Source organism: Nocardia sp. NPDC005745, from assembly GCF_040630775.1.
Lineage (GTDB): Bacteria > Actinomycetota > Actinomycetes > Mycobacteriales > Mycobacteriaceae > Nocardia.
Window position 1 is genome coordinate 119,969 of record NZ_JBEXYF010000018.1, and the last position, 25,432, is coordinate 145,400.

The following is a 25,432-nucleotide window of genomic DNA, read 5'->3' on the forward strand; positions in this document are numbered from 1 at the left end:
CCGGCGACACGCGATTTCCTGCCCAGGCAGCCAGCAATCTGACAGCTACGCTACGGCGATGCGTACACGCACTCACCGGCGCGGGTTCGCCGCGCTGTCGGCTGCCGCGGCGGTGCTGATTGCTTCGGGTGTTTCCGCTGCTCAGCCGAGTCCGGCGCTGCCTGCGTTCGATGCGGAGTTCCTGTGGGGTGTGGCGTCGTCGGGGTTCCAGTCCGAAGGTCATGCGCCGGACAGCAACTGGTCGCGTTTCATCGCGGCGGGTGGGACGGCGGATCCGTATCGGGATTCGGTGGACTTCGCGCGCCGCTATATCTCCGATATCGATCTGGCGGCGCGTCTGGGGGTGCGGGTCTACCGGGTGGGTATCGAGTGGGCTCGGCTGCAACCGGCGCCGCATGCCTGGGACGAGGCGGCGTTCGGGTTCTACGACAATGTGATCGCGCGGATTCTGGCGGCGGGGATGCGGCCGATGCTGACCTTGGATCACTGGGTGTATCCGGGGTGGGCGTTGGATCGGGGCGGGTGGCGTAACCCGGGCATGGTCGAGGATTGGCTGGCGAACATGCGCAAGGTGGTTGGCCGGTACGCCTCGCGTGATCCGCTGTGGGTGACGTTCAACGAGCCTGCCGCGTATGTCGGCACGGAGTTGCGGACGGGTGGGATCGGTGGCGATGAGGCGCCGGTGATGCTGGATCGGATCGCGCTGGCGCACAACGAGATCTACGACGTCATCCACGGTTATCGGCCGGATGCGCAGGTGACCAGCAATCTGGGTTATGTGGCCGGTGCGGAGACGGAGGTGAATCGGCCGGTCGTGGATCGGATCTCGGCGAAGCTGGATTTCATCGGTGTGGATTACTACTTCGCTCCGCTGCCGCAGACGGGTGAGTCGGCGCAGGGCGGTGCGGAGGGAGGTCCTGCGATGTGGGAGCTGCCGGTGCATCCGGAGGGTATCTACTACGCGTTGCGGCATTACGCGCGCCAGTTCCCGGGGCGTCCGCTGTATGTGGTGGAGAACGGTCTTCCGACGGAGAACGGGCAGGTCCGTCCGGATGGGTACAGCCGCGCCGATCATCTGCGGGACACGGTGTATTGGCTCCAGCGGGCGAAGGCCGACGGGATGAATGTCATCGGTTACAACTATTGGAGTCTGACGGACAACTACGAGTGGGGTTCGTACGCGCCGCGGTTCGGGCTCTACACGGTCGATGTGCTGACCGATCCGACGTTGGCGCGCCGCCCGACCGACGCGGTCGATGCGTATGCCCGGCTGATCCGCGCGGGTGGTGTGGGGCCGGATTATCAGCCGACGCGGGCTCCGCTCCCCTGTGTCCGGATCGATGCGCCGGACACCTGCGCCGGGGACGACCCGGCTTAGGACCGCGCGTGGGCGGATGCCGGTTGTGGCCGAGCGGTGGTGGTGTTCCGGTAACGTCGGCGGGAGTGCACGTGTCGCGTTCGCGGGTGGGGCAGCGTCCACCCGGAAAGGTGATCATGACGACCGATAGTCACCTGCCGCTCGGCTTGCAGTACCCGGCGGCGTCCTTCTCGGAATTTCTGCGCCGGTACGCGCCGCGGTTGTTGCCCGATGTGGGTTTCGAGGCGGGCGGCGGTGGGGACGGCGCCGCGGCGCACGGGACGACGATCGTCGCGATCAGTTATCGCGGTGGTGTGCTGGTGGCCGGTGACCGCCGGGGCACGATGGGGCATCTGGTGGCGACGCGGGATATGCGGAAGGTCTTCGTCACCGACACCTATTCGGCGGCCGGTTTCGCGGGCACGGTCGGGATGGCGTTGGAGATGATCCGGTTGTTCGCGGTGGAGCTCGAGCATTACGAGAAGATCGAAGGGGCCCCGCTGACGTTCGACGGCAAGGCCACGAAGTTGTCGGCGATGGTGCGCGCGAATCTGCCCGCGGCGTTGCAGGACATGGCGGTGATTCCGGTGCTGGTCGGCTATGACCTGGACGCTGCCGAGCCGCAGCGGGCGGGGCGGATCGTGTCGTACGACGCGGTGGGTGGCCGGCAGGAGGAGCGTTTCGGTTACACCGCGGTCGGTTCGGGGTCGGTGTTCGCGAGGTCGTCGTTGAAGAAGACCTATCACCGCGATATCGATGAGCAGGCGGCGTTGCGTCTTGCGGTGGAGGCGCTGTTCGACGCGGCCGATGACGATACGGCGACGGGTGGCCCGGATCTGCTGCGCGATCTCTATCCCACCGCGGTGCTGGTCGACGCCGAGGGCGCGGTCGAGGTTCCGGCCGAGCGCCTGGCGGAGATCACCCGTGGGGTCGCCGACGCGCGGGTGGCGGCGGAAGGACGCTGAACGGCGGCGGGTCGTTCGCAGTCCGGTTGTGCGCCAGATGATGACCGGGTGGCGGGACCGGATCGGCGAGCGTCCGCTCTCGATATGGGCGTGACCCGGTTTCGGAGGTCTCGGCCCGCTGCGGGTGGTGCTGATCGAAATACGGTCCGGCACCGTGTTTTCCATTTTCCGGATGTTTTCACCGGATGTGGTGCAAGTTTGTGACCGACGTCGCAGTGCGCACTTGTTAGGCCTGTCACAGCAATTCGGTTGCGCCGGGCAAGTAATTGTCGCGGCGAAACCGTGAAGGCCGAGTTCAACGCTGTGTACGAAATGTTACTCACCGGTTGGGTCACTCTGCGGTCGGACGCGGCGGGAGCTGCGGTGATGCGTGGGACATCGATCACGCTTGCCCGGTGTCGCCGCGGTGCTTACGGTAAATTCCGTCGATGGCCGATGACGCCCGATCGAATTTCTTCTCATTGATGTGCCGCGTTTTCCGCCCTTCAGGCAATTTTATTGTTATTGCTCTGGGCGGCAGCGGAATTCATGCGGCACCGGCGAAACTGGAGCAATGGTACAACCAACCCCCTGGCAGGTAACCGAAGCGCGACACCGCCGGAGCCGTGGCTCCGGACGCCCGGCACGAAGCGCGACGCCACCACGGGGAGTGGACTGGGGGTTCTTGTTCGCCGCGGCCACGAATGCGGTCACGTTCGCCCTGCTGTTCCAGCCGTGGCTGTCGGCGTCGGGTTCGGGTGGCGAGGCGCGTTCGGACGCGTTCGGCCGGGTCACCGGTGTCACGAACGGTTTCGACGAGTGGTCGGTGTCGAAATTCCGTGAGATGAACATCAGCGGTGCCTGGGGTCTGCTGGCCGCCGCCGCGGCGGTTGTCACCGTGTTCGCCGCGGTCGCGCAGGTGCGGTCGCGCTCCCGTGCGCTCGCCGCTCTGGTGATGGGATCCAGTGTGGCCGTGACGGTTCTGGTGCTCATCTGCTTGCTGTATCTCGATGCCAAGGGGCCGGAGTTGCGGACGCTGATCGATCCGGGTGAAGGTTTCGGTTCGGGGTGGCTGCGCCGGATCTTCGACGAGGACGGTACGGCCGTTTCGGGTGCCGGTGAGCAGCGGATGGCAGGCGCCGGACTGACCCCCATGGCGTTGTTCGCCGGGGTGCTGAGTTCCGCCGCCGCGGTGGCCGCCGTCGCGCAGGGCGCCCGTCGTTACGGCCTCAGCACGATGCGGGCGTTGTCCTGGCTGGTGACGCCGCTGCCGACCGAGCCAACGCCGCCTCCGGCGGCCGCGGCCGCGCCCCGTCCGGTTGCGCAGCCGAGGCCGGATGCCGCCGAGCGGGTGCTGTGGGACGAGCTGGTCTTCGATGACGACCTCGTCGCCAACGTCACCTGGGTGCGGAATACGAACCCGCCGGGGAGCGAAACCTCGGCGCACCGTTCGACGCCGGTCCTCACCCGGTAGCGGTCGGCGGCTCGCCGGTCCCGCGGCTGTGCTCGCGTCCGGGCGGCCACGACGCGCGTGATCTGCGGATGAGCCCCGCCGCCTCGATGGCGAAATGGCTGCGGGCTCATCTCGCCGAGGGGTGTGAGTGCGCCTCAGTCCGGTAGCGGGGGTAATTCGAGGTTTTCACGGAAGGTCGCGCCGACGTAGTCGGAGCCGACGATGCCGCGGCGGCGTAGTTCGGGCAGCAGTCCGTTGACGACGAAGTCGCGGGTGCGTTCGTCGGCGAGTCCGCCGAGGGAGATCACGTCGAGGACGCCCGCGTCGTAGCGTTCTTCGATGGCGTCGGCGAGTTGCTCGGGTGTTCCGACGGCCGCCCAGTGGCCGGTGTCCTTGGCGGCGATGATGAGCTCGCGCAGTGTTTTTCCCGATCGGGCGAAGTTGCTGAAGATCTCCACGCGGCCGCGTCTGCGGTGCACGGACGTCACGTCGGGCAGCAGGCTCTCCGGCAGGGGCTTGTCCAACGGTAGGCCGGACAGGTCGACGCCGCCGCCGAGCATGTCGGCGAGGGCGGCTCGCCCGGCCTCGAAGTCGGTGGCCTCCGTTTGTTCCCGCGCCAGGCGCCTGGCTTCGGATTCCGTGGCGCCGTAGGTGGCGTGGAAGGAACTCATGATCAACGGCAGGCCGTCGGCGCGGCCGAGTTCGTTCGCGCGGGCGCGGATGCGCTTGGTGTAGGTCACCGCGTCTTCGAGGGTCGGCAGCGAGGTGAACACCACTTCGGCCAACCGCGCGCCCAGTTCGATGCCGCCGGCCGACTGCCCTGCCTGGAACTGGACCGGCCTGCGCTGCGGCAGGGGCGGGATGTTCAGCGGCCCGCGCACGGTGAAGTACCGCCCGGTGTGCTCGATGGGCCGCACTCGGGTGGGGTCCAGGATCGCGCCACCGTGCCCGTCGGCGCTCAGGGCGCCTGGCTGCCAGCTGTCGAACAGGGCGTTGACCACCTCGAGGGATTCGGTGGCGCGGGCATAGCGGTCTTCGGGGCTCGGCAGTTCCTGATCGCCGTAGTTCTCCTCGCCCACCGAGGAGGTGACGGCGTTCCAGGCCGCGCGGCCGTTGCTGATGTGGTCGAGGGTGCCGAAGAGCCGGGCGAGATTGTAGGGGTGGTGGAAAGTGGTGGTCACCGTCGCGATGAGCCCGACGTGCGAGGTCACGGCGCTCAACGCGGACAGGAAGATCAGTGGTTCCTGCGCGCCGATCGCACCCTGCGCACCGAAACTCAGGAGGTCGGCGGCGAACAGAGCGTCGAACTTGTGTCGCTCGGCGATCTTCGCGACCTCGATCGATGACGCGACCGTGGTCGCGTCCGGATCGATGGCCGCCGCGTACACGCCGACCGCACCGCTGACTCCCGTGACGGTCTTCAGCGGCCGCCGCCGCCCACCAGCTTTGCCCATTGCGGCGACGCTACCGGCGCGCGCCGGCGAGGTAACGGTTTGCGATCAGCGAGATGTTTTCCGCGCGAGCGGGATCCGACGTGTCATGCCTGCTCCCGTTGGTCGCCGGCGGTGGGTGGTTGCGCGCGCGGTACCCGGACCACGCCGGTGTCGAGATCGATGTCGAACCGCGGCGTGTAGGCCTGTCCGTCGCTGTCCTCGCTGCCCTCGTGGGTCAGCTTCTTACCTGGGAACAGCTCCCCGATGACGCCCATACGATCACGATACGCCGGGAGCGGGATGGCGAGTCGCCACGCGATAGCCAAGAGACGGTTCCATTTCGGCACCTGTGGGGCTGGGGCTCGGTTAGCATCAGTTTGCTCCGATCGGCCGAGGACCGCGGCACGGGAGTACTGGGCGACCCGACACCGTAATCGAACGACAGATCGGCCACCGCATGGAACAAGACGCCGACCTCGCCCAGGCCCGGGTCTTCTTGGAGTTGCTCACCCGGCGAGCCCAGGCATTGGCGCGGGATATCGAATTCTCCCACCGCGGCGATCCCGCCGCACGCCACGAGTTGCACAGCGAGTTGTGCGCCGTGCGCCGCTTCATCGACCGGTTGCACCGCAGATTCCCGGAAGCAGCGCAGCCGCACGCCGATCGGCAGCCGGCCGCTGTCCCGGCGAGCCGCGTCGGGGCGCGGCGGACGTTGGGTTGAGGCAGCCGTGCCGGTATCCGGTCGCGCCGGTGTCAGCGGCGCGGGGCGGCGGCTGGGTGGTCGTGGACGGGCACGGTGAGCATGGCGACGATCATGTCCACGATTTCCGCGGCGTCTGCGGGGTGGGCGGTGCGGACGCCCGATTCCAGGGTGCGCTCGTAGTCGGCGATCAAGGCGAACATGACGGTGGCCATGGTCTCCAGGCGCTGTCTGCGCAGTCGCCGCGGCAGCCCGGTCAGCGCGGCGTCCAGGCGGGTGGTGATGATGCGGACGGCGGCGCGGTCGGCGCCCGCGAGGCGGTGGGCGTCCGCCACCACGGGGTGGGTGCGCACGACTTCCAGGAACCGGCCTAGATGGGTCACCCGGTCGTGGCCGAGCAGTTCCAGGATCGGGGTGACGAGCATGGCGACGAGAGCGTTCACGTCGTTGGCGCGGCCGTCGGCTTCGTGGACGGCCAGCAACTGCATGCGGCGCTGTTCGAGCCGGTTCATCCGTCGCTCGACGATGGCTTCGATCAGTCCGGTACGCGATTCGAAGTAGTAGTGCACCGCGGAGTTGTTGCGCTGACCGGCGGCGGCGGCGATGTCGCGCAACGGCACGTCGACGCCGCGTTCGGCGATGAGGCGTTCTCCGGCATCGAGCAAGGCGGCGCGCGATTCGTCGCTCGGCATATCCGCACTGTACTGAACACGAGCCTTGACGCTGTTAAACACAGATGATTAATTGAACGGCGTGGATGATGTGGCGGTGGTCACCGGTGCCGCGCGGGGCGTCGTGCTCGTGGCGCCCGACAAGGTGGCCGCTCACCGATGGTGTCCGAACTGGATGAGCCGCCTCGGGGGCCGAGGATGATCACCGGTGGCCCGATCTTTCAACTGTGCTGGGTGGTGGCCGATCTGGCCGCGGCCACTCGGGCGTTCACCACTCGGTACGGAGTCGGCGACTGGTTCACCATCCCGGAGGTCCATTTCGGGCCCGATACCGCCGAACTGCGCGGGGCAGCCGCCGATTACACGATCGGCGTGGCGCTCGGTTACGCGGGCGGGCAGCAACTGGAGCTGATCGAGCCGCGTGGCGGGGTGAGCCTGTATTCCGAGCACCTGGCACGTTTCGGTCCCGGCCTGCATCACGCCGCCTGGGTGCCCGACGACTACGACGCCGCGCTCGCCGAGGCCACCGAGGCCGGCATCGAGATCGCCGCGCGTGGCAGGTTCGAGGGCGTCGGGATGGAGTTCGCCTACCTCGACGGTGGGCCGATCGGCTCGTACATCGAACTGCTGCGGCTCTCGCGGGAGATGAGGGAGATGTTCGACCACCTGATTCCGGAAGGCTTCACCAACCCATGGCAGTAGGCGGTGATCCACCGGGCGGCCTCGGCACCATCGAGGTGGCCCGGTTCCGCTTGCGGCAGTTCCTCTCACGTCTCGGCGCCGGCCCATTCCCCCGGCACCGGCGCCGGGACCCGCGCGGCGCGCTGGACGCGCCAGGAAGGCGAGCACCATGCGCTTCACCTACGCCGAGACGATGACCGATCCGTCGTATTACCTCGCTCTCGCCAAAGCCGCCGAGGAGGCCGGCTACACCTCCATGGCGGTCGCCGACAGCGTGGCGTATCCGAAGGAGTCCGACGCGAAGTATCCCTACACCCCCGACGGCAGCCGCGAATTCCTGGAGGACAAACCGTTCGTCGAGGCGTTCGTGCTCAGCGCGGCGATGGCGGCGGTCACCACCACGTTGCGTTTCACGCCGTTCGTGCTGAAGCTGCCGATCCGGCCGCCCGTGCTGGTGGCCAAGCAGGCCGCTTCGGTCGCCGCGCTGAGTGGCAACCGGTTCGGGCTGGGCGTCGGCATCAGTCCTTGGCCGGACGATTTCGAGATCATGGGGGTGCCGTTCGACAAGCGCGGCGCGCGGATGGACGAGTGCATCGACATCGTGCGCGGGCTCTCGGCGGGCGGCTACTTCGAATACCACGGGCAGTTCTACGACATTCCGCCGATCAAGATCAGCCCGGTGCCGACCGAACCCGTGCCGATCCTCGTCGGCGGGCACAGCAAGCCCGCGTTGCGCCGGGCCGCGCAGCGCGGCGACGGGTGGATGCACGCCGGTGGCGACGGCGCCGAACTGGACCGGCTGCTGGCCGAATTGGACGCCCTGCGCGCGGAGTACGGCACCCGCAAGGATTTCGAGGTGCATGTGATCTCGCTGGACGGGTTTACCGTCGACGGCATCAAACGCCTCGAGGACAAAGGGGTCACCGACGTGATCGTCGGCTTCCGGCTTCCCTACACCACCGAGCAGGACACCGAGCCGCTGGAGACGAAGATCGCCAACCTGTCGCGCTTCGCGGAGAAGGTCATCGCGCGGGTCGGCGGGTAGGCCCGGACGCGAGCGCCGCGGTGGCCGCGGCGAGGGTCTGCGCGCGGTAGCCCGCGCCGAACAGCACGAGGTGCACCAGCAGCGGGTGCAGTTGATGCAGCGGCGTGCGGGTTCGCCATCCGTCGGCCAGCGGATGGGTCTCGTGGTAGGCGGCCTGGATGCGGTCCAGGTGCGGAATGCCGAAGAGGGCGAGCATGGCCAGGTCGGTCTCGCGGTGGCCGGCGTGCGCGGCGGGATCGACGAGCATCGCCCGTCCCCGGGTCCACAGGACGTTGCCCGACCACAGGTCGCCGTGGATGCGAGCCGGTGGTTCGGCGGGCCCGGCCAGGTCATCGATGCGATCGATGACGCGCTCGATCAGGCGTGTTCCGTCTTCGCCGAGATGCGGGGCCGCCCGGGCGAGGTAGGGAGCGAGGCGGTATTCGGCGTACCACCGCGACCACGGTCCGCTGGTCGGGGTGTTGGGCAGGGGCAGGCTCGCGATCCACCCCTCCCACGGCGCACCGAACAGCTCGGCTCGGTGGGCGTGCAGTGCGGCCAGTGCGCGACCGAATCGCTCGGCGGCCGCGGGGGTGGGGCCGGTTTCCTCCAGCCACGGCAGCACCAGCATCCGGTCGTCGACGGCCAGCACCTCCGGCAGCATGGCCTGGCCGCCGTCGCAGGCCGGGCCGGGCGCGGTGTCTCGCAGCCAGGTCAGACCCGCCGCTTCCGCCGCGAAGACGGGTGTCGGCTCGGCCGTCGCCTTCACGAACAGCGCTCGGCCGTCGGCCGTTTCGGCGCGGTGCAGTGTCCACCCGTGATGGGGGCCGAGGTCGGTGACGGTACGCACGGGCACGGTCAGCAGCGCCGACAGCTGGGCCGCGCGGATCACCGGGCGCCCGCGGTGAGCCGCTTCATGGTGTCCTCGTCGGCGGGGAAGAACGACTCGATGGCCAGTTCGGCGACGGTGACGTTCATCGGGGTGCCGAACACCGTGGTGACGCTGAGAAACGACAGCTCGTTCCCGTCGTGCTCGATCCGGAGCGGGACCACCGCCTGGTCGGGTTCGGGGACGGCGAGTTCCACTTCGCCGCCGGGATAGGACCGCAGCTCCTCGAGCAGATCGGCCAGGTCCCGGGACCCGGTGACCTCGGCTTGGCGCGCCAAGCGGGCGAAGATGTGGCCGCGCCACTCGGCGAGGTTGCGGATGCGGCCTGCCATGCCGTCTGGGTGCAGGCTCAGGCGCAGAGCGTTCACCGGCGGTGTGACCAGTGCCGGATCGATGCCCGCGATGAGCACGGACACGCCGCTGTTGGCGTCGACCATCGTCCAGTTCTGGTCGATGGCCAAAGCGGGATAGGGCTCGTGACCGGCGAGGATCTGGCGCATGGCGCCGCGAACGGCGTCCATCGCGGGGGTGTCCAGGCCGGGTTGCGCGTAGGCGGGGGCGTAGCCCGCTGCCAGCAGGACGCGGTTGCGTTCGCGCAACGGGATCTCCAGATGCTCGGACAGGTGCACGATCATGGTGCGGCTCGGGGTGGCGCGCCCGGTTTCGATGAAGCTCAGATGTCGCGCCGAGGTGTCGGCCCGTCCGGCCAGTTCCAGCTGGCTCAGCCTGCGTTCCAGACGCCAATGTCGCAGCAGGTCACCTGCCGTTGGAGTGCTCACGTCCCGATCCTACGAACGGCCGGGGGGCGAGGCCATTACCTCTCGGGTAATGACGACTACGCCTGCGCGGCACGCGGATACCCGGCCGGAAAGCTCGCTTTCCGGCCGGACGTCCGTGCTTTCACGCCATCTCGGGTACGCGAAGGTGCGCGAAGGCCAGATCGAACTCCCCCACCTCCAGGACGTTGGCGCCCACCCGCTGGGTCGCCGTGGCCCTGATCTGATTGGTCTGCTCGCGGCTGCCGTCCATCGCCTGCCGGTTCTCCCATACGGTCGCCCCCACCGCTCGGCCGCTGTCGCGGTCGATGAACAGGCTCGCGCTGCAGAATCCGTCGAGCATCTCCGTCTGCGGCAGCACTTCCATCTTGAACATGTCGGCCAGCCGGTCGACCTGGGCCGGATCGACCTGGACCCAGGTGCAGCGGGTGCAGGCATCGTTGCCTGCCGGGTGGTCACGGTGCATCACCGCGATCTCCCACTCCTCCACGCGCTCGGCCCGCCCGCCGAGGCGCCGGGCCATGCCCTCACGCAGTTGCTGGACGCGTCCTCTGCTGGCATGCAACGCCTCCTCGGTCTCCCACGAAGTCGTCGCGATGCAGCGTCCCGTCGACCGGTCGGCCATCAAGGACAAACCGACCCACCCCTGGATCTCGGACAGATTCGGCATCAGTTCATCACGCAGATATGCGAGCCCGTCGTCCATCGATGACGGTTGCGCCGCGATCGTGCTGGAACGTGCGTACACGGGCCACCTCCTGCCCTGTCAGGGTGGCGCCCCGGTGGCGCCACCGGACACAACTCACCTTCCTCCAGCCCACGCCCGCACGCAATGCCCGCACCCGTGGGCACAGTGCCCGATGTGGGCGGGACACTTCCCGACGGCCCGATCTAGCTGCCGTAGCCTGGGACGATGACCGACGGGGGGATGCTCGAGGATTCGGAGTCGCTGCGCTTGGCGAGCCTATTCCTCGGCGGGACAGTCGATCTCGTCATCGACCGTCCCTACGGGAGCCGTCACCCGCGGTGCGGTTTCCGCTACCTCGCCAACTACGGCTACGTGCCGCTCACCCGTGCTCCCGATGGGCAGGAGCTCGACGCCTACTATCTCGGACCGTCCGAACCGTTGATTTTCGCGCGCGGACATTGCGTCGCGATCATTCACCGGCTCTACGACGATGACGACAAACTGGTCGTCGTCCCGCCGGGCAGTCCCGTCCCGGACGACGCGGCGATCGATGCGGCGGTCGCGTTCCAGGAGACCGCCGGGCACTATGTCCTCCTGCGGAACCGACCGGCGATAGCTGGACGCGTGCCGATTGGGCGCGCGGATACCGGGTAGGACCCGGGCATGGAACTGTTGGTGATTCTCGCACTCGCGGTGCTGGTCGGCGCCGTGATCCTGTATCGGAAGAGGACCGGTAAACGGCCCGGGGCACCCGAGGTGCCGGGCAACGACGGCGAGTAGGGAGCGGCTATGAGTGCGATGGACCCCGATCCCGCGAAAACCCCCGATCTGGAACCGGGCGGTGGAGTGGCGCCGGGCGCGACCCCGCCGGACACCCCGCAGACCTCCGGGCTGTCGGCGCCGGAGCCCAGCACCAGCCATCACTTCCCGGTCACCGGGGTGGTGGCGATGCTCATCGGGGCGCTGGTGATCTTGTTGTTCCTCGCCGTGGCGGTCGGCATCGTGGTGTCGATGCTGTGACCCGCCCCCCGCTCCCGGTCGGCCGTCACGGCCGACCGGGCGGGTCATCGCGCGCGAAACGTCACAGGATCGGCCTGCCACCGGTGACCGCGATGCGAGCGCCGGAGACGTAGCTGCCGTCGTCGGAGGCCAGCATGACGTAGGTCGGCGCCAATTCGGCCGGTTGACCGGCGCGGCCCAACGGCGTGTCGTCACCGAACTTCGCGACCTTCTCGACCGGCATGGTGGAGGGGATCAGCGGGGTCCAGATCGGTCCCGGCGCCACGCTGTTGACCCGGATTCCCCGTTCGCCCAGCAGTTGCGCGAGGCTGGCGGAGAAGTTCGCGATGGCCGCTTTGGTCGCGGCGTACGGGGCCAGGGTCGGCGAGGGCATGTCGGAGTTGACCGAGGAGCTGCCGATGATCGACGACCCCGCGGGCATGTGCGGCAACGCGGCCTTCACCAGGTAGAAGTAGGCGTTGATGTTCAGTTTGACGGTGTGCTCGAATTCCTCGTCGCTGATCTCCTCCAGCGTCTGGTGTGTCATCTGGAAGGCCGCGTTGCTCACCAGGATGTCGATCTTCCCGAATTCCCGCACGGCCCGATCGATGACGGCGCGGCAATGGGCGGCCTCCGACAGGTCGCCGGGCACCAGGACGGCTTTGCGTCCGGCCTGCGTCACCAGGTCGGCGACTTCCTTGGCGTCCTCGTCCTCGTCGAGGTAGGAGATCAGCACGTCCGCGCCCTCGCGCGCGTAGGCGATCGCCACCGCACGGCCGATTCCGCTGTCGGCGCCGGTGATGACGGCGGACTTGCCGGTCAGTTTGCCGGAGCCGCGGTAGCTGTCCTCACCGCAGTCCGGCACGGGGGTCATCCGGGCCTGGATGCCGGGTACTTCTTGCTGCTGCTCGGGAAACCCCATGTCGGTGTTCTCCTTCTCCGCTTCGTGGGCTGGTTGTGATTCACGTGTCCTGGTTCTGCCGCCAGTCGCGCACCGCGTCGCGGGCCCGGTCGAACACCGCCAGCGGCGGGCCGGCCAGCAGGTTCGCGAGCGCGGACTCTCCCGCGTGGGGGTGCGGGCGGGTGGGGGCCACGGCTTCGGCGGCGCGTACCGAGCCCGCCATCCGCCGCAACTGGCTGGTCGAGAACTGCGCGCGCAGCAGGGTGAACTCCTCGGTCTCCTCGTGCGCGGCGTGCTCGGCCACGGCGTCGGCGAACTTCGCGAGCCGGGCGTCGAAATCGGGATGGTCCACCCCCAGCTCGTACAGGTCCGCGAGGGCGCGTTTGGCCGCGTTCTCCTCCTCCAGCCGCGGCTGCACGATGTCGGCGTCCGCGCCGAAACGGGCCCGCCCGGCGACCGGATGCACGACCTCCTCCTCGGCGCTCTCGTGCACGGCCAGCAACCGCACCAACTCGGTGAACAGATCCTGTTTCCCGTCCTCGCCCGCCTTCAGCCGCGCCAGCAACGCGAAGATCTCCTCGTGCTGGGCGGTCAGCAGCTCGACGACATCCTGTTCGGTCATCGCACACTCGTTTCTGTCGCTACGGAATGAACTCCTGGACTTTGGCTTTCGCACCCTGCGCGATCAGATGCCAGGCATCCGGGTCGCCGCGCAGCACGGCTTCGGCGGTGTCCTTCATCTGATCCCAGGTGGCGTGCGGCGGGATGGGCGGCACGTCGGGGTCGCAGTGCACGTCGAGCACCACCGGGCCGTCGGCGTGCAGGGCGCGGTCCCAGGCCGGTCCCAGCTCCTCGGGTGTCCGCACGGTGATGCCGGTCAGGCCCGCGCTGCGGGCGACTTCGGCGTAGGAGACGTCGGGAAGGGCCTGCGACTGCTCGAATTTCGGTGCGCCGCCCATGGCGCGCAGCTCCCAGGTGACCTGGTTGAGGTCGTTGTTGTGGAAGACGCAGACGATCAGGCGCGGGTCGCTCCAGCGGGGGCGGTAGCGGGCGATGGTGAGCAGTTCGGCCATCCCGTTCATCTGCATGGCGCCGTCGCCGACCAGCGCGATCGCGGGCCGGTCGGGGTGGGCGAACTTGGCGCCGATGGCGTAGGGCACGCCCGGCCCCATGGTCGCCAGGGTGCCCGACAGTGACCCGCGCATCCGGCCGCGCAAGCGCAGGCAGCGGGCATACCAGTTGGTGGAGGACCCGGAATCCGCGGTGACGATGGCGTCGTCGGGAATGCGCTCGGACAGTTCCCACACCACCCGCATGGGGTTGACCGGGCGGGCGTCCAGCAGGCACTGGCGTTCGATGGTCTGCCACCAGCGGGCGACGTTCTTCTCGATCTTCTCCCGCCAGCCGCGGTCGTCCTTGCGCCGCACGAGCGGAATCAGTTCCGCCAACGTCGATCTCGCGTCGCCGACCAGGTTCACCTCGGTCGGGTACCGCATGCCGATCATGGTGCCGTCGATGTCGATCTGCACGGCGCGGGCCTGCCCGAATTCGGGTAGGAACTGGCTGTAGGGGAAGTTCGATCCGACGATCAGCAGCGTGTCGCAGTCGCGCATGAGTTCGTAACTGGGCCTGGTGCCGAGCAATCCGATCGCTCCGGTGACGAAAGGCAGATCGTCGGGCAGGACGTCCTTGCCCAGCAGAGCCTTCGCCACGCCCGCGCCGGTGCGCTCGGCGAGCTCCAGGACCTCCTCGGCGGCCGAACGGGCGCCCTGCCCGATCAGGATCGCGACCTTGGATCCGGCGTCGAGCACCTCCGCGGCGCGCCGGATGTCCTCGTGCGCGGGAATCACGCGCGCCGTCGCCTGTCCGGGCGGGCTCGACGGCACCTGCTTGAAGGCGTGCTGCGGTGGCTCGTAAGGCTGCTCCTGCAGGTCCGACGGCAGGATCACCGCGGTCGGGGCCCGCCGCGCGATCGCGACCCGGAAGGCGCGATCCAGCGCGTTGGGCAATTGGGCGGCGACATTCACCTCGACCAAGTAGTCGGACGCGACGTCCTTGAACAGGTTCTGTAGATCGACTTCCTGCTGATAGCTGCCGCCCATCGCGCTGCGCGCGGTCTGCCCGACGATCGCCACCACCGGAACGTGATCGAGTTTCGCGTCGTACAAACCGTTGAGCAGATGGATCGCCCCCGGGCCCGAGGTCGCGGTGCACACGCCCACCTTGCCGCTGAATTTGGCGTACCCGGTGGCCTGGAACGCCGACATCTCCTCGTGGCGGGCTTGGATGAACGCCGGGTCGTCGTCCGCGCGGCCGAAAGCGGCGATCAGGCCGTTGATCCCGTCGCCGGGATAACCGAAGACCTGCTCCACGCCCCACTCCCGCAGACGTTGTACGACGTAGTCACCGACCTGTCGAGCCATAGGGGTCCTCCTGTCCTGTGCCGGTGGCAGGGTCCGTCGCCAGGCGGGTACCCGGGCGGTGCGGCGCCAATCAGCGCGCCACCAGCGCTGGTGACTGCGCCTGGGGCAGCAACCGAGGAAGCAGCACGGCGGCGGCGGTGGCGGTCGTCGCGCAGGTGGTCGCGATCCCCCATCCGACGGGATCCAGCGGGCGGCAACCGAAATAGGTGCACAGCCCCGGTGTCATCACCACCGCGCCGAGCACCGCGCCGCTCGCGGCGGTGGTGAGCCACACCAGCGGGCTGCGGTAACCGGAGACCAGCGTCTGGCCGAGTTGGGTGCCGATGAGCGCGACCAGGCCGATGGTGGCGGCGCGCCGCTGGGTGCCGGTCACGCGGCCGAGGGTCCACGCGACCGAGGCGCTGGTGGCCGTGGCGACACCGCGGACGCCGAGGGTGCGCAGCAGATCCGTGCCCAGGTGCGCACGCGGGAGTTCGGCCAGGCGTTCGGCCGCCCGCTCCGCCTGGGCCTTCGGGTCGTCGGTGTCGTCGGGATCGACCGCGTCCCCGTCCCGCGACAGCGCCAGCGCCATCGCGGGGAACATGTCGGTGAGCATGTTCACCAGCAGGAACTGCCGGGTGCCCAGCGGCGCTCGGCCGCTGACGGCGGTGCCGTACAGCGTGAAGGCCACTTCGCCCGCGTTGCCGCCGACCAGCACGCCTACCGCGTCGGTGACCCGCTGCCACATGCCGCGCCCTTCGACGAGGGCATGCAACAGCACGAGGGGGTCGGGGCGGGTGAGCACCATGTCGGCGGCATTGCGCGCGGCGATGGAACCCTGTGCGGCCAAACCGATTCCGACGTCGGCGGTGCGGATGGCGGCGGCGTCGTTGCTGCCGTCGCCGGTCATGCCGACGACGTGACCCGCGCGGCGCAGCGCCGCCACGATGCGCACCTTCTGTTCGGGATCGACGCGGGCGAAGACGGTGCCCTGTTCGATCAGCTCGGCTTGGGCGGTCTCGTCGAGGCGGTCGAGATCCGCGCCGGTCACGACCTCGCCCGTCTCGATGCCGAGCTGGCGGGCCACCGCCGCCGCGGTCACCGGGTGGTCGCCGGTGATCATGCGCACGCTGATGCCGTTGCGTTGCAGCGCGGTGACCAGCGGCAGCGTTTGCGGCCGGGGGGCGTCGGCGAGGCCGAGGAACCCGAGCAGGGTGAGTTCCACGACCGCCGCCTCGACGTCGTCGGGTTCGGTGGAAAGGTCGCGCCGGGCCACCACCAGCACCCGCAGGCCCTGCTCGGCCAGATCGCGCACCGCTCGTTCGGCGCGTTCGCGCATGCGCTCGTCGAAGGGGTGGTCGGTGTCGTTCACCCGCACCCTGGTGCAGCGCGACAGCACGACTTCGGGTGCGCCCTTCGCGATCAGCCGCAGTTTGCGGGCGGTGTGGCCGAGGGTGGCGGCGTATCCGCGGTTGGATTCGAACGGGATCTCCTCGATCGCATCCCAATGCCGGGCGTCGTCACCGAGTATCTGGGCCGCGGCGTCGACGACGGCGCGGTCGGTGGCGTGCGCGATCGGTCCCTCGGCGGGATCGGGGCAGGCGCGGGCCGCGGCTCGCAGCAGACGGTGCGCGTCTTCGGAGCCCGCGTCCGGGGACCACTGGTCGTCGAGATCGGCGAGGGTGGTCAGGCGCAGCCGCCCCTCGGTGAGGGTGCCGGTCTTGTCGAAGCACAGGGTGTCCACCCGGCCGAGGGCCTCGACGGTGCGGCTGGCGCGCACCAGCACACCGTGCCGCGACAACCTGCGGGCGGCGGCGAGCTGAGCGACCGTGGCCACCAACGGCAGTCCTTCGGGGACCGCGGCGACCGCGACCGCGACGCCGTCGGCGATGGCAGTGCGCAGTGGCCTGCCGCGCAGGATGCCCAGCCCGGTCACGACGCCGCCGCCGGACAGGGTCAGCGGCAGGGCGCGGTCGGTCAAGCGGCGCAGTTGCGCCTGCACACCGGCCTTCTCGGGCGGGATGGCCCCGGCGGCCGCGCGGCCCGCCTGGGTGTCGTGGCCGACGGCCACGACGATCGCCCGCCCGGCGCCGTTCACCACGGTGCTGCCTTCGAAGACCATGCAGGCGCGGTCGGCCACCGACGTGCCCGGGGTGGCGGGGACCTGCTTGTCGACGGTGATCGACTCGCCGGTGAGGCCGGATTCGTCCATCTCTAGGTCGTCCGCGCGCAGCAGCCGCGCGTCGGCGGGAACCACGTCCCCGGCGCGCAGCACGATGACATCGCCCAGTGCCAGCAGGTTCGCGGGCACGCGGGTTTCGCACGGTTCGCCGGCGTCGAGTTCGGCGCGCTCGATCACCCGGGCGGTGAGCTGCTCGCCTTCGAACAGCCGGTGCAACGCGCCCTCGGCGCGCTGCCGCTGCCAGGCGGACACCAGCGCGTTCACCGCGAGGACCGACGACAGCAGCACGGCGTCCGACGGGGCACCGAGCACGGCGGTGGCGACCGCGCCGACGCCGAGGATCGGGGTCAGCGGGTCGGCCAGTTCGCGGCGCAGTTGGCCCGCGAACGACGCCGCCGAGGTGAGCACGCGCACCCCGGGGATACGGGCGGCGGTGTCCGGCTGGGCTCGTTCCTGCACCGGCCCGGGCTGCGGCAACCGGCTCAATACCTCGCCGGGTTCGAGGGCGTGCCAGGGCAGCAACGGGGCGAGGGTGGCCGGTGGCTCGGTGCGTGCGGTGCGCCATCCGGTGTAGGCGCCGCTGAGCAGACCGGTGTAGTGGGCGGCGGTCATGGGCGAGGCCCGGCCCGCGCTGTCGGGGGCGACGGCCAGCAGCAGCCCGCCCAGCGCGGCCGCCGACAGCGCCAGCGAACGGCCGCGTTCGCTCACCTGCCGGGCCGGGGCGACGGCGGCGAGGACGCGGTGCGCCTGTCCGAGGTCGCGGCAGACCGCGTCGGCGGTCCAGGGCATCTGGAGGGCGCTGCCTTCCCGCACAGCCAGCCCGATCCCGACATCGGCGCAGGCCAGGGCCTTGTGGGCGCGGGGGCTGAGCACCGCGACGACGTGGCCGTCCTGTTGCAGCGTGCGCACCCGCTCGCTGAGCGAATGCGACGGGGAGACGAATTCGTCGGCCATCGACCGCAGTTCGGCGGCGTCGGCGCCCGCGGCGAGGGTGACGCGCAGGCCCGCGCTGCGCGCCCGGCTCAGCAGCGCGTGTGCCCGCCGGTCGAGTTCGCGGCCGATCAGGACTCGTCCGACCGGTTTGCCGTTGTCGTGGAGTTCGCGCCACACGGGGCGGGGTGTGGCACCGTCGTCGGGTTTTCCGGTGGCCGGGTGCACCAGTGTGCGGTGGCCCCCCGACGACAGGTAGCGATCGGTGTCGTCCGGCTGCGCTTCGTTGTCCGCGCCTTCGCCGGCCTCCCGCTCCCACAGCAGGCGCTGGCCCGCGCTCCACACGTCGGCGACCGACCATCTCTGGTCGGTCGTTTCGGCGTCGAGTACCAAGCGGCGTGAGGTCAGCAGCGATTCTCCGTCGATGACCAGGGCCGACAATCGGTCCAGTCGCCGCCAGACCCGTGGGTGCAGCGTCAGCACGCCCGCGCGGCCGAGCACCGTGGAGACGAGGGCGCCGTAGGCCTCCCGGCTGGCCCGCGCCGCCTTGGGCGCGCCGAGTTCCAGCGCGTCGGCGGCGCCGAACAGGCCACGCCCGCCGAGGACGGAGGTGACCGCACCCACCAGCGCGCCCGCCGCTGTTTCGTCGGCGACCCGCTCGATCGGACCCTGCGGCATCTCGACCACGCGGATGGACGGTGACAGCGGATCGCACACTTCCGCCGGACGGCGGTCGATCTCGGTCTCCCAGTTGCGCCACTGCGCGTACCTGGTCATCGACTCGGTCAGGGTGAAACCGCGATGCACCGCGTCGATGACCAGATTCGCCGTGCCCGCCGCCGCGCTGTTGCCCAGGGCGTTGCCGATGGCGTTGGCGGTGGTGAGCACCATATCGGTGCGTGTGCGGCCGAGCTGTTCCTCCAGCCGTTTGCGCAGCCGGGGCTGGGTGTCGACGAAGGCCGCCGCCGCGCGCAACATTCGGGCGGGCCCGCGCAACGGCAGCACCGCGCCCACCGCGGACAATCCGATCGCACCCACGTCGCCCGCGACCTGGATCGCGGCCGCGAGCATTGGTTCCCGGTCCCCGGGGTGCTCGCAGCCGCGGCTCCAGTCCAGGTCGCCGACCGCGGTGTCCGCCTCGACGGACTCGATGGCCGACACCAGGGCGGGCAGGTCGGCCGCGCCGTGCTCGAGCGCGGCGACCACGCGGCCGGTCACCGCGTTCACCCGCCACCAGCGCACATCGCGGCGCCGGTCCAGCGTCCGGTGCAGCGCCTGCGTGACGTCATCGCTCTTACCGGAGTCCAGCCCGCGCACCTCGACGGTGGCCCGGTCCTCGTAGAGCGCCACGCGGCGGCGTGAACGCAGCGCGTGCGGATCGATCAGGGCCGCGAACTCGTCGCGCAACTCCTCGTCGCGTCCCAGGTTCAGCAGCGACGCTCCCGCCCGCGCGCCCGCGGCCACCGCCTGCACCGGCGCCTGTGCCGCTTTGGTTCCCAGATCGACGACCTTCTCCACCCCGGCGCGGGCCATCTCCGCCGCCACGGAGGTCGGCGCCTCGAGCCACCACGGTGAGACGACTCCGCGTAGTAAAAAGCTCATACCCGGCAGCTACCCAGGCAAAGACAGAGCAAACCGCCCGCGGCCGGGGTCTCGGACCTCGGCCGGGCCGGTGCACCGGTCAGTTCGTGGCGGTCGGGTCGAGCACCACCTTCACCGCACCGTCGGTCTTCTGCTGGAACATCGCATAGCCCTCCGCCGCGCCGGTCAACGGCAGACGGTGAGTCGCGAAGGTGTCCACGCCGAGCGGGTCGCCGTCGCTCAGCAGCGGCATGATGTCCTCGACCCACCGCTTGACGTTCGCCTGGCCCATCCGCACCTGGATCTGCTTGTCGAACAGCACCCGCATCGGCAGCGGGTCGAGCATGCCGCCGTAGACGCCGATCACCGAGATCGTGCCACCGCGCCGGACGATGTCGATCGCGGAGTTCAGCGCTGCGAGCCGGTCGACGCCCGCGGTGTCCATCACCTTCTGGGCCACCAGATCCGGCAGGAACGCCGCCGAGCGCTGGGCTGCCGACGCGATCGGCGACCCGTGGGCCTCCATTCCCACCGCATCGATCACCGAGTCGGTGCCGCGGCCATCGGTCCAGCCGCGGATGATGTCGCCGACCGGCTCGTCGACGGCGCCGATGTCGATCACCTCCACACCGCGCGCGGCCGCCCGCCCCAGCCGTTCGGGCACTCGGTCGACACCGATGACGCGATAGCCGCGATGCGCCGCGACCCGGCAGGCCATGTCCCCGATCGGGCCGAGGCCGAGCACGGTCACCGACCCGCCGTCGGGCACCGCGGCGTATTCCACCGCCTGCCAGGCGGTGGGCAGCACGTCCGACAGGTACAGGAAGCGGTCGTCGGCCGGTCCCTCGGGCACCTTGATATGGGTGGCGTCGGCATGCGGCACCCGCAGATACTCGGCCTGGCCGCCGGGCACCTGCCCGTAGAGCTTGGAGTAGCCGAACAGGGCCGCGCCGCAGCCGTATTTGCGGACCTGCGTCGTCTCGCACTGGGTGGGCAGGCCGGTGCGGCACATGTAGCAGGCGCCGCAGCTGATCTGGAACGGGATGACGACGCGATCCCCGCGGGCCAGGCCGGTGACGGCCGAGCCGGTCTCGACCACACGTCCCATGGGTTCGTGGCCGAGGACGTCGCCGTTGCTCATGTACGCGCCGAGCACTTCGTACAGGTGCAGGTCGGATCCGCAGATTCCGCTGGAGGTGACCTCGATGATCGCGTCCGTCGGAGCCTCGATCCGCGGATCGGGCACCGTCTCCACGGCGACTTTGCGTCGCCCTTGCCAGGTCACTGCCTTCATCCGCGCGCTCCTCCGGTCGAAGTCGATACAGTCCCCGTCCTACCCGGACGCCTGTGCCCGAAACGAGCGGCGACCGGGTTCGCGAGTGCGGACGCCGGTAGGCGCGGAACGCGACCGCATCGCCCGGCCCGGGAGGGCGCGACCGTATGGTCGCCGCACGCCCGGGTGCCCCGTCCGGACCTGGATCCGGTCGCCGATGCCGAGCGGTGGTCGCCGTCGGGCGGCGGTCCGGAACACCGACGGACTCATCCCATTGCGCGGCACGGGGATTCGGGGCACTGTCGGAGACCGCGGCGGTGGGGGTGCGCGGGATGCCATGAGCCGGCGGTGCGCCGGATGTGTGCCGCCGCAGATCCGGGGTAGGCGGTAGCCGTGGACCATACACGAGCTCCTCTCCTGGAAGCGCTTGCCGACTATCACCGGCTGGGCCGCTACGGCTTCACGCCGCCCGGGCATCGGCAAGGACGCGGAACCGACGAACGCGTCCTGGAGGTGATCGGCCGGGACGCCTTCGGCTCCGACGTGCTGGCCACCGCCGGGCTGGACGACCGGCTCTCGCGCGGCGGCTATCTCGCGCGGGCCGAAGCGCTGATGGCCGACGCGGTCCGGGCCGAATCGGCGTTCTTCTCCACCTGCGGCAGTTCCCTGTCGGTCAAGGCGGCCATGATGACGGTAGCGGGCGGCCACGACGGCGGCCTGCTCGTGGCACGCGACAGCCACAAATCCGTCGTCGCCGGGCTCGTCTTCTCCGGCGTCCAGCCGCACTGGATCACGCCGCGCTGGGATGCCGAGCACCATTTCGCACACCCGCCCTCGCCGCAGCAGGTCCGCGAAGCGTGGGACGCGCACCCCGGCGCCGCGGGGGCGCTGGTCGTGAGCCCGAGTCCCTACGGCACCTGCGCGGACATCGCGGGCATCGCCGAGGTCTGCCACGAGCGGGGCAAGCCCCTGATCGTCGACGAGGCATGGGGCGCGCACCTGCCCTTCCACGAGGACCTGCCGACCTGGGCGATGGACGCGGGAGCGGATCTGTGCGTGGTCAGCGTGCACAAGATGGGCGCGGGCTTCGAACAGGGCTCGGTGTTCCACCTGCAAGGCGATCTCATCGACCCGGTCCGGCTCAGCGAATGCGCCGACCTGCTGATGACCACCAGCCCGAACGTGCTGGTCTACGCCGCGCTCGACGGCTGGCGCAGGCAGATGGTCGAGCGCGGCCACGAACTGCTCGGCGACGCGCTGCGGGTCGCCGAAAAGGCCAGGCGGCAACTCGCCGAGATACCGGATATCGAGGTGCTCGAAGACGAACTGCTCGGCGCGGAAGCCTCGCACGACCTCGACCGGCTGCAGGTCCTTATGGACGTCTCCGGCACCGGGGCCAGCGGCTACCAGGCCGCGGACTGGTTGCGCGAGCACCGCCGCATCGACATGGGGTTGAGCGATCACCGCCGCCTGCTGGCCACGCTGTCGATGGCCGACGACAAGGACACCGTCGACACCCTCGTCGACGGCGTCGCCGCCTGGCGCGATCAGCTGACCGATCCCCAGCCGCCGCGCATCGACCTCCCATCACCCGAGGACCTGCAGCTCGAGACCGTGATGCTGCCGCGCGACGCCTTCTTCGGCCCGGTGCAGACGGTGGACGCGCGCGACGCCGTCGGCCGGATCGCCGCCGAGCAGCTCACGCCCTACCCGCCGGGCATTCCGGTGGTCGTGCCCGGGGAACGCATCGATGCCGCCGTCGTCGAGTACCTGCGCACCGGGCTCGACGCGGGAATGAACGTGCCCGACGCCGCCGACTCCCGGCTGCGCACCATCCGGGTCGTCGCCCGCGACTGAACCGGAACACCTTGTGAACCAGGAGGTTTCCTTCATGGCCGGACCCACCGCACTCGCGCTGGTGTGCACCCTGAAGAAGTCGCCCGCCGAATCCAGCAGCGACCTCATCGCCCGCCAGGTGCTCGACGAACTGGCCGGGCACGGCGTGCGGGGCACGGTGCTGCGCGTGGTGGACTACGACGTGCTGCTCGGCGTCACCGCCGACGAGGGCCCCGGCGACCAGTGGCCCTCGATTCGCGAGCAGGTCGCGGCGGCCGACATCCTGGTGGTCTCGACCCCCACCTGGGTCGGGCACATGTCGTCGGTGGCGCAACGGGTGCTGGAGCGATTGGACGCCGAGCTGTCGGAAACCGACGACGCGGGCCGTCCGGCGATGGTCGGCAAGGTGGCCACGGTCGCGGTGGTCGGCAACGAGGACGGCGCGCACAAGATCGTCGCCGATCTGTTCCAAGGGCTCAACGACATCGGATTCACCATTCCGGCGCAGGGCTGCACGTACTGGAACGATCAAGCCATGGGCGGCACCGATTACCAGGATCTCGATTCGGTGCCCAAGGCGGTGGCCTCGGCCACCGCCGCGCTGGCCAGGAACGCCGCCCACCTGGCCCGGCTGCTGGGCGTCCAGCAGTACCCGCCCGCCGACTGACCGCCCACACGACGGCGCCGGCGCCTCCCCCGAGGCGCCGGCGCCGTCGTCTGTTCAAGCCAGCACGGCGTCCACGGTCTTCTTCAGCGCCGAGGGCTGGGCGGGCGAGGTCGGCGCCTTCTTCCTCAGTTCCTGCATCCGGGCCCCGATCTCCTGAAGCTGCTTGCGCCCCAGGCTTTCCCGCACCTTCGGGAACCACTCGTTCTCTTCCTCGTCGATGTGGTGGTCGACGTTCTCGATCAGCACGGTGGTCTTGGCGGTGAAGCGCTCGTCGTCGGGCTTCATCATCGACAGCTCGGTGACCAGCACGTCGGCGACGTGATGCTCCTCGTAGGACTCCAGGATGTCGTCCTCGAGCTCCGGAACGAGTTTGCGGACCTCGGGGTACATGCACTCGTTCTCGAGATACGTGTGCACGGTGAGCGCCTCGATGATCTTCTTCACCACCTTGCCCTTGGTCTGCGTGGCGTCCTCGCCCGCCTTCTCGAACTCGCGGAACAGTTTCCGGATCGCCTTGTGGTCGTCGCGCAGCAGCACGATCGCGTCGGTCGTCATCGCTTTCTCCTTGCGTCAGGGCCGGTTCTCTGCCGACATTCCCGGCGCCGCCGCACCGAAACGGAGTGGCTGCCGTGCGGTCGGACACGGGCCGGGCCGTATGGTGAGCGGCAGACAGCGCAGAAAGGACGCAGATGCCACAGGCGGACGAGAACGCACACGAGCTGGCCGAATCGGCGCAGCGGTCGGAGATCACCGTGGCGGTCGCCGAATCGCTCACCTCCGGCCGGCTTTCTGCCACGCTGGGCGCGGCGCCGAACTCGTCCGAATGGTTCCGCGGCGGCCTGGTGGCCTACAGCACGGAGGTCAAGCGCACGGTTCTGGGCGTGCCCGACGTGCCGGTGGTGTCCCAGACGGCGGCCGAAGCGATGGCCACCGGAGTCCGCGGCTTGCTGAAAGCGGCTGTCTCCGTAGCGGTCACCGGTGCGGGCGGCCCGGACCCGCAGGACGGTCAGCCGCCGGGCTCGGTCTGGTTCGCGATCGCCACCGAGCACGGCGTGCGCGCGTGGCACCGTCAGTTCGACGGCGAACCGGCGGAGGTGGTCGAGCAGACCGTCGCCTGCGCCACCGAATCACTGCTCGACACCGTCCGCTCGCTGGGCTCGGACGGTGCCCGAGCGTGACCCGCGGTCACGACGAACGGCGATGCCTGCGGTGGCTGGTGTCGCAGAACGGATAGTTCTTCGAGCGCTTGCACAGGCACAACGCCACCAGGAACCGGTCGGAGCGCACCGTCCGCCCGTCCGCGGTGACGAACTCCACCGGACCCTCGATCAGGGCGGGACCGTCGGCGGTGAGCGTCACTCGCCGCCACTGCTCATTGTCGGATGCGGTCGGCACGGATCACCACCAGATCTTCCATTCGCTGACCGGGCCCGATCAGCCCGGCCGATTCCAGCCACTGCGCGCGCCGGCGCAGCACCGGCCCGAACGGCACGGTGGCCCGTGCCACGATCGCGGCCTTGAGTTCTCGCTCACGCAGTTGCGCCAAGGTCGAATCCGGATCGCTCAGCGCCGAATGCACGATCAACGCTACCCCCCGCGGTTTCAGCAGAACGGGCAGCGCCGCGCACAACTGGTCGAGGATCGCCCTGCCTCCGGCCCCGGCGTCCCAGGCCCGGGCGAGGCCGCGGCTGTCGGTGCCCTCGGGCGCGGGGACGTAGGGCGGATTGGCCAGCACCAGATCGAAACTGCGCCCGCCGAGGACCGCGCTGAAATCACCGCGCAACACCTCCGCGTCGATGCCGCGCAGCCGGCAGTTCAACCACGCGGACACGACGGCGGAACGGGACACGTCCACCGCCGTCACCCGCGCGGCTCCCGTGTACGCGGCGGCGACGGCCAAGGCGCCCGTTCCGGTACACACGTCCAACGCGTGCCCCCCGCGCGGAACGCCCGCTTCGGCCAGAGCACGGACGAGCAACCAGGTGTCCAGCTGCGGCGAATAGACGCCGGGAGGTCGAATCAACATCACATTCGGCGAATAGCCC

General features: G+C 69.8%; 26 protein-coding genes. 12 read left to right on the plus strand and 14 right to left on the minus strand.

The genetic code is table 11. The annotated features are described in order from the left end of the window. The first annotated feature begins 58 nt into the window (after positions 1–58). The 4 genes from ABZ420_RS20420 to ABZ420_RS20435 all read left to right on the plus strand — a co-directional run bounded on the left by ABZ420_RS20420 (position 59) and on the right by ABZ420_RS20435 (position 3,775). Positions 59–1,378: a family 1 glycosylhydrolase gene (locus ABZ420_RS20420; RefSeq protein WP_357124854.1), complete on the plus strand. Its 1,320-nt coding sequence runs from the start codon at positions 59–61 to the stop codon at positions 1,376–1,378. Between the two features lie 116 nt (positions 1,379–1,494). Further along, positions 1,495–2,322: a proteasome subunit beta gene (gene prcB / locus ABZ420_RS20425; protein ID WP_357124857.1), complete on the plus strand. Its 828-nt coding sequence runs from the start codon at positions 1,495–1,497 to the stop codon at positions 2,320–2,322. Between the two features lie 428 nt (positions 2,323–2,750). Beyond that, positions 2,751–2,903: a hypothetical protein gene (locus ABZ420_RS20430; RefSeq protein ID WP_357124860.1), complete on the plus strand. Its 153-nt coding sequence runs from the start codon at positions 2,751–2,753 to the stop codon at positions 2,901–2,903. A gap of 68 nt (positions 2,904–2,971) precedes the next feature. Then, positions 2,972–3,775, plus strand: coding sequence for a hypothetical protein (locus tag ABZ420_RS20435; RefSeq protein ID WP_357124863.1), 804 nt, complete (start codon positions 2,972–2,974; stop codon positions 3,773–3,775). A gap of 134 nt (positions 3,776–3,909) precedes the next feature. On the opposite strand, the gene ABZ420_RS20440 is transcribed toward ABZ420_RS20435, so the two are convergent. After that, positions 3,910–5,208, minus strand: a complete 1,299-nt coding sequence (locus tag ABZ420_RS20440) for an NtaA/DmoA family FMN-dependent monooxygenase (protein ID WP_357124866.1) — start codon at positions 5,206–5,208, stop codon at positions 3,910–3,912. A gap of 83 nt (positions 5,209–5,291) precedes the next feature. Next, on the minus strand, positions 5,292–5,462 hold the full coding sequence (locus tag ABZ420_RS20445) for a hypothetical protein (RefSeq protein ID WP_357124869.1): 171 nt from the start codon (positions 5,460–5,462) through the stop codon (positions 5,292–5,294). 182 nt (positions 5,463–5,644) lie between these two features. Here ABZ420_RS20445 and ABZ420_RS20450 point away from each other — a divergent pair, with 182 nt between their 5' ends. Next, positions 5,645–5,908 (plus strand): hypothetical protein, encoded by a 264-nt coding sequence (locus ABZ420_RS20450; RefSeq protein ID WP_357124872.1) that lies wholly within the window; start codon positions 5,645–5,647, stop codon positions 5,906–5,908. A gap of 32 nt (positions 5,909–5,940) precedes the next feature. Here ABZ420_RS20450 and ABZ420_RS20455 read toward each other — a convergent pair whose 3' ends face one another. Beyond that, positions 5,941–6,579 carry a TetR family transcriptional regulator gene (locus tag ABZ420_RS20455; protein ID WP_357124875.1) on the minus strand — a complete coding sequence of 213 codons (639 nt, stop codon included), beginning with the start codon at positions 6,577–6,579 and terminating at the stop codon, positions 5,941–5,943. A gap of 138 nt (positions 6,580–6,717) precedes the next feature. Here ABZ420_RS20455 and ABZ420_RS20460 point away from each other — a divergent pair, with 138 nt between their 5' ends. Further along, the gene (locus ABZ420_RS20460; protein WP_357124878.1) at positions 6,718–7,260 is read left to right on the plus strand and encodes a VOC family protein; all 543 of its coding nucleotides are present in this window, start codon (positions 6,718–6,720) and stop codon (positions 7,258–7,260) included. Between the two features lie 148 nt (positions 7,261–7,408). Further along, the gene (locus tag ABZ420_RS20465; RefSeq protein WP_357124881.1) at positions 7,409–8,284 is read left to right on the plus strand and encodes a TIGR03619 family F420-dependent LLM class oxidoreductase; all 876 of its coding nucleotides are present in this window, start codon (positions 7,409–7,411) and stop codon (positions 8,282–8,284) included. Here the strand turns inward: ABZ420_RS20465 and ABZ420_RS20470 are convergent. From ABZ420_RS20470 to ABZ420_RS20480, 3 genes are all read right to left on the minus strand, one after another. Then, positions 8,262–9,155 (minus strand): fructosamine kinase family protein, encoded by an 894-nt coding sequence (locus ABZ420_RS20470; protein WP_357124884.1) that lies wholly within the window; start codon positions 9,153–9,155, stop codon positions 8,262–8,264. The two genes, ABZ420_RS20465 and ABZ420_RS20470, sit on opposite strands and share 23 nt — an antisense overlap. Continuing rightward, entirely contained in the window at positions 9,152–9,931 is a 780-nt protein-coding gene (locus ABZ420_RS20475; RefSeq protein ID WP_357124887.1) for a helix-turn-helix transcriptional regulator, read from the minus strand. Before ABZ420_RS20475 ends, ABZ420_RS20470 begins: the two co-directional genes overlap by 4 nt. Before the next feature lie 121 nt (positions 9,932–10,052). Beyond that, the gene (locus ABZ420_RS20480) at positions 10,053–10,676 is read right to left on the minus strand and encodes a hypothetical protein (RefSeq protein ID WP_357124890.1); all 624 of its coding nucleotides are present in this window, start codon (positions 10,674–10,676) and stop codon (positions 10,053–10,055) included. A gap of 165 nt (positions 10,677–10,841) precedes the next feature. Between ABZ420_RS20480 and ABZ420_RS20485 the strand changes: the two genes are divergently transcribed. Continuing rightward, positions 10,842–11,270: an inorganic diphosphatase gene (locus ABZ420_RS20485; RefSeq protein ID WP_357124892.1), complete on the plus strand. Its 429-nt coding sequence runs from the start codon at positions 10,842–10,844 to the stop codon at positions 11,268–11,270. Positions 11,271–11,405: 135 nt separating this feature from the next. Beyond that, positions 11,406–11,636, plus strand: coding sequence for a DUF6480 family protein (locus ABZ420_RS20490; RefSeq protein WP_062970613.1), 231 nt, complete (start codon positions 11,406–11,408; stop codon positions 11,634–11,636). Positions 11,637–11,697: 61 nt separating this feature from the next. On the opposite strand, the gene ABZ420_RS20495 is transcribed toward ABZ420_RS20490, so the two are convergent. The 5 genes from ABZ420_RS20495 to ABZ420_RS20515 all read right to left on the minus strand — a co-directional run bounded on the left by ABZ420_RS20495 (position 11,698) and on the right by ABZ420_RS20515 (position 20,905). Next, the gene (locus ABZ420_RS20495) at positions 11,698–12,537 is read right to left on the minus strand and encodes an SDR family oxidoreductase (RefSeq protein ID WP_357124895.1); all 840 of its coding nucleotides are present in this window, start codon (positions 12,535–12,537) and stop codon (positions 11,698–11,700) included. Positions 12,538–12,577: 40 nt separating this feature from the next. Continuing rightward, positions 12,578–13,138 carry a hemerythrin domain-containing protein gene (locus ABZ420_RS20500; protein ID WP_357124898.1) on the minus strand — a complete coding sequence of 187 codons (561 nt, stop codon included), beginning with the start codon at positions 13,136–13,138 and terminating at the stop codon, positions 12,578–12,580. 19 nt (positions 13,139–13,157) lie between these two features. Then, positions 13,158–14,939 carry a thiamine pyrophosphate-requiring protein gene (locus ABZ420_RS20505; protein WP_357124901.1) on the minus strand — a complete coding sequence of 594 codons (1,782 nt, stop codon included), beginning with the start codon at positions 14,937–14,939 and terminating at the stop codon, positions 13,158–13,160. A gap of 70 nt (positions 14,940–15,009) precedes the next feature. After that, on the minus strand, positions 15,010–19,632 hold the full coding sequence (locus ABZ420_RS20510) for an HAD-IC family P-type ATPase (RefSeq protein ID WP_357124904.1): 4,623 nt from the start codon (positions 19,630–19,632) through the stop codon (positions 15,010–15,012). A gap of 79 nt (positions 19,633–19,711) precedes the next feature. Beyond that, complete coding sequence (locus ABZ420_RS20515) at positions 19,712–20,905, minus strand: alcohol dehydrogenase catalytic domain-containing protein (protein WP_357124907.1); 1,194 nt, start codon at positions 20,903–20,905, stop codon at positions 19,712–19,714. Between the two features lie 372 nt (positions 20,906–21,277). On the opposite strand from ABZ420_RS20515, the gene ABZ420_RS20520 reads away from it, so the two are divergent. Further along, entirely contained in the window at positions 21,278–22,741 is a 1,464-nt protein-coding gene (locus ABZ420_RS20520; protein ID WP_357124909.1) for an ornithine decarboxylase, read from the plus strand. A 34-nt stretch (positions 22,742–22,775) separates the two neighbouring features. Beyond that, positions 22,776–23,387, plus strand: coding sequence for an NAD(P)H-dependent oxidoreductase (locus tag ABZ420_RS20525; RefSeq protein ID WP_357124912.1), 612 nt, complete (start codon positions 22,776–22,778; stop codon positions 23,385–23,387). Between the two features lie 54 nt (positions 23,388–23,441). On the opposite strand, the gene ABZ420_RS20530 is transcribed toward ABZ420_RS20525, so the two are convergent. Continuing rightward, positions 23,442–23,942: a hemerythrin domain-containing protein gene (locus tag ABZ420_RS20530; protein ID WP_357124915.1), complete on the minus strand. Its 501-nt coding sequence runs from the start codon at positions 23,940–23,942 to the stop codon at positions 23,442–23,444. 134 nt (positions 23,943–24,076) lie between these two features. Here ABZ420_RS20530 and ABZ420_RS20535 point away from each other — a divergent pair, with 134 nt between their 5' ends. Then, positions 24,077–24,565 carry a CinA family protein gene (locus tag ABZ420_RS20535; RefSeq protein ID WP_357124918.1) on the plus strand — a complete coding sequence of 163 codons (489 nt, stop codon included), beginning with the start codon at positions 24,077–24,079 and terminating at the stop codon, positions 24,563–24,565. Between the two features lie 7 nt (positions 24,566–24,572). Here ABZ420_RS20535 and ABZ420_RS20540 read toward each other — a convergent pair whose 3' ends face one another. Both ABZ420_RS20540 and ABZ420_RS20545 read right to left on the minus strand, forming a co-directional pair. After that, on the minus strand, positions 24,573–24,782 hold the full coding sequence (locus ABZ420_RS20540) for a CDGSH iron-sulfur domain-containing protein (RefSeq protein WP_063052993.1): 210 nt from the start codon (positions 24,780–24,782) through the stop codon (positions 24,573–24,575). Beyond that, positions 24,760–25,413: a HemK2/MTQ2 family protein methyltransferase gene (locus ABZ420_RS20545; protein WP_357124922.1), complete on the minus strand. Its 654-nt coding sequence runs from the start codon at positions 25,411–25,413 to the stop codon at positions 24,760–24,762. Before ABZ420_RS20545 ends, ABZ420_RS20540 begins: the two co-directional genes overlap by 23 nt. Positions 25,414–25,432 lie beyond the last annotated feature (19 nt).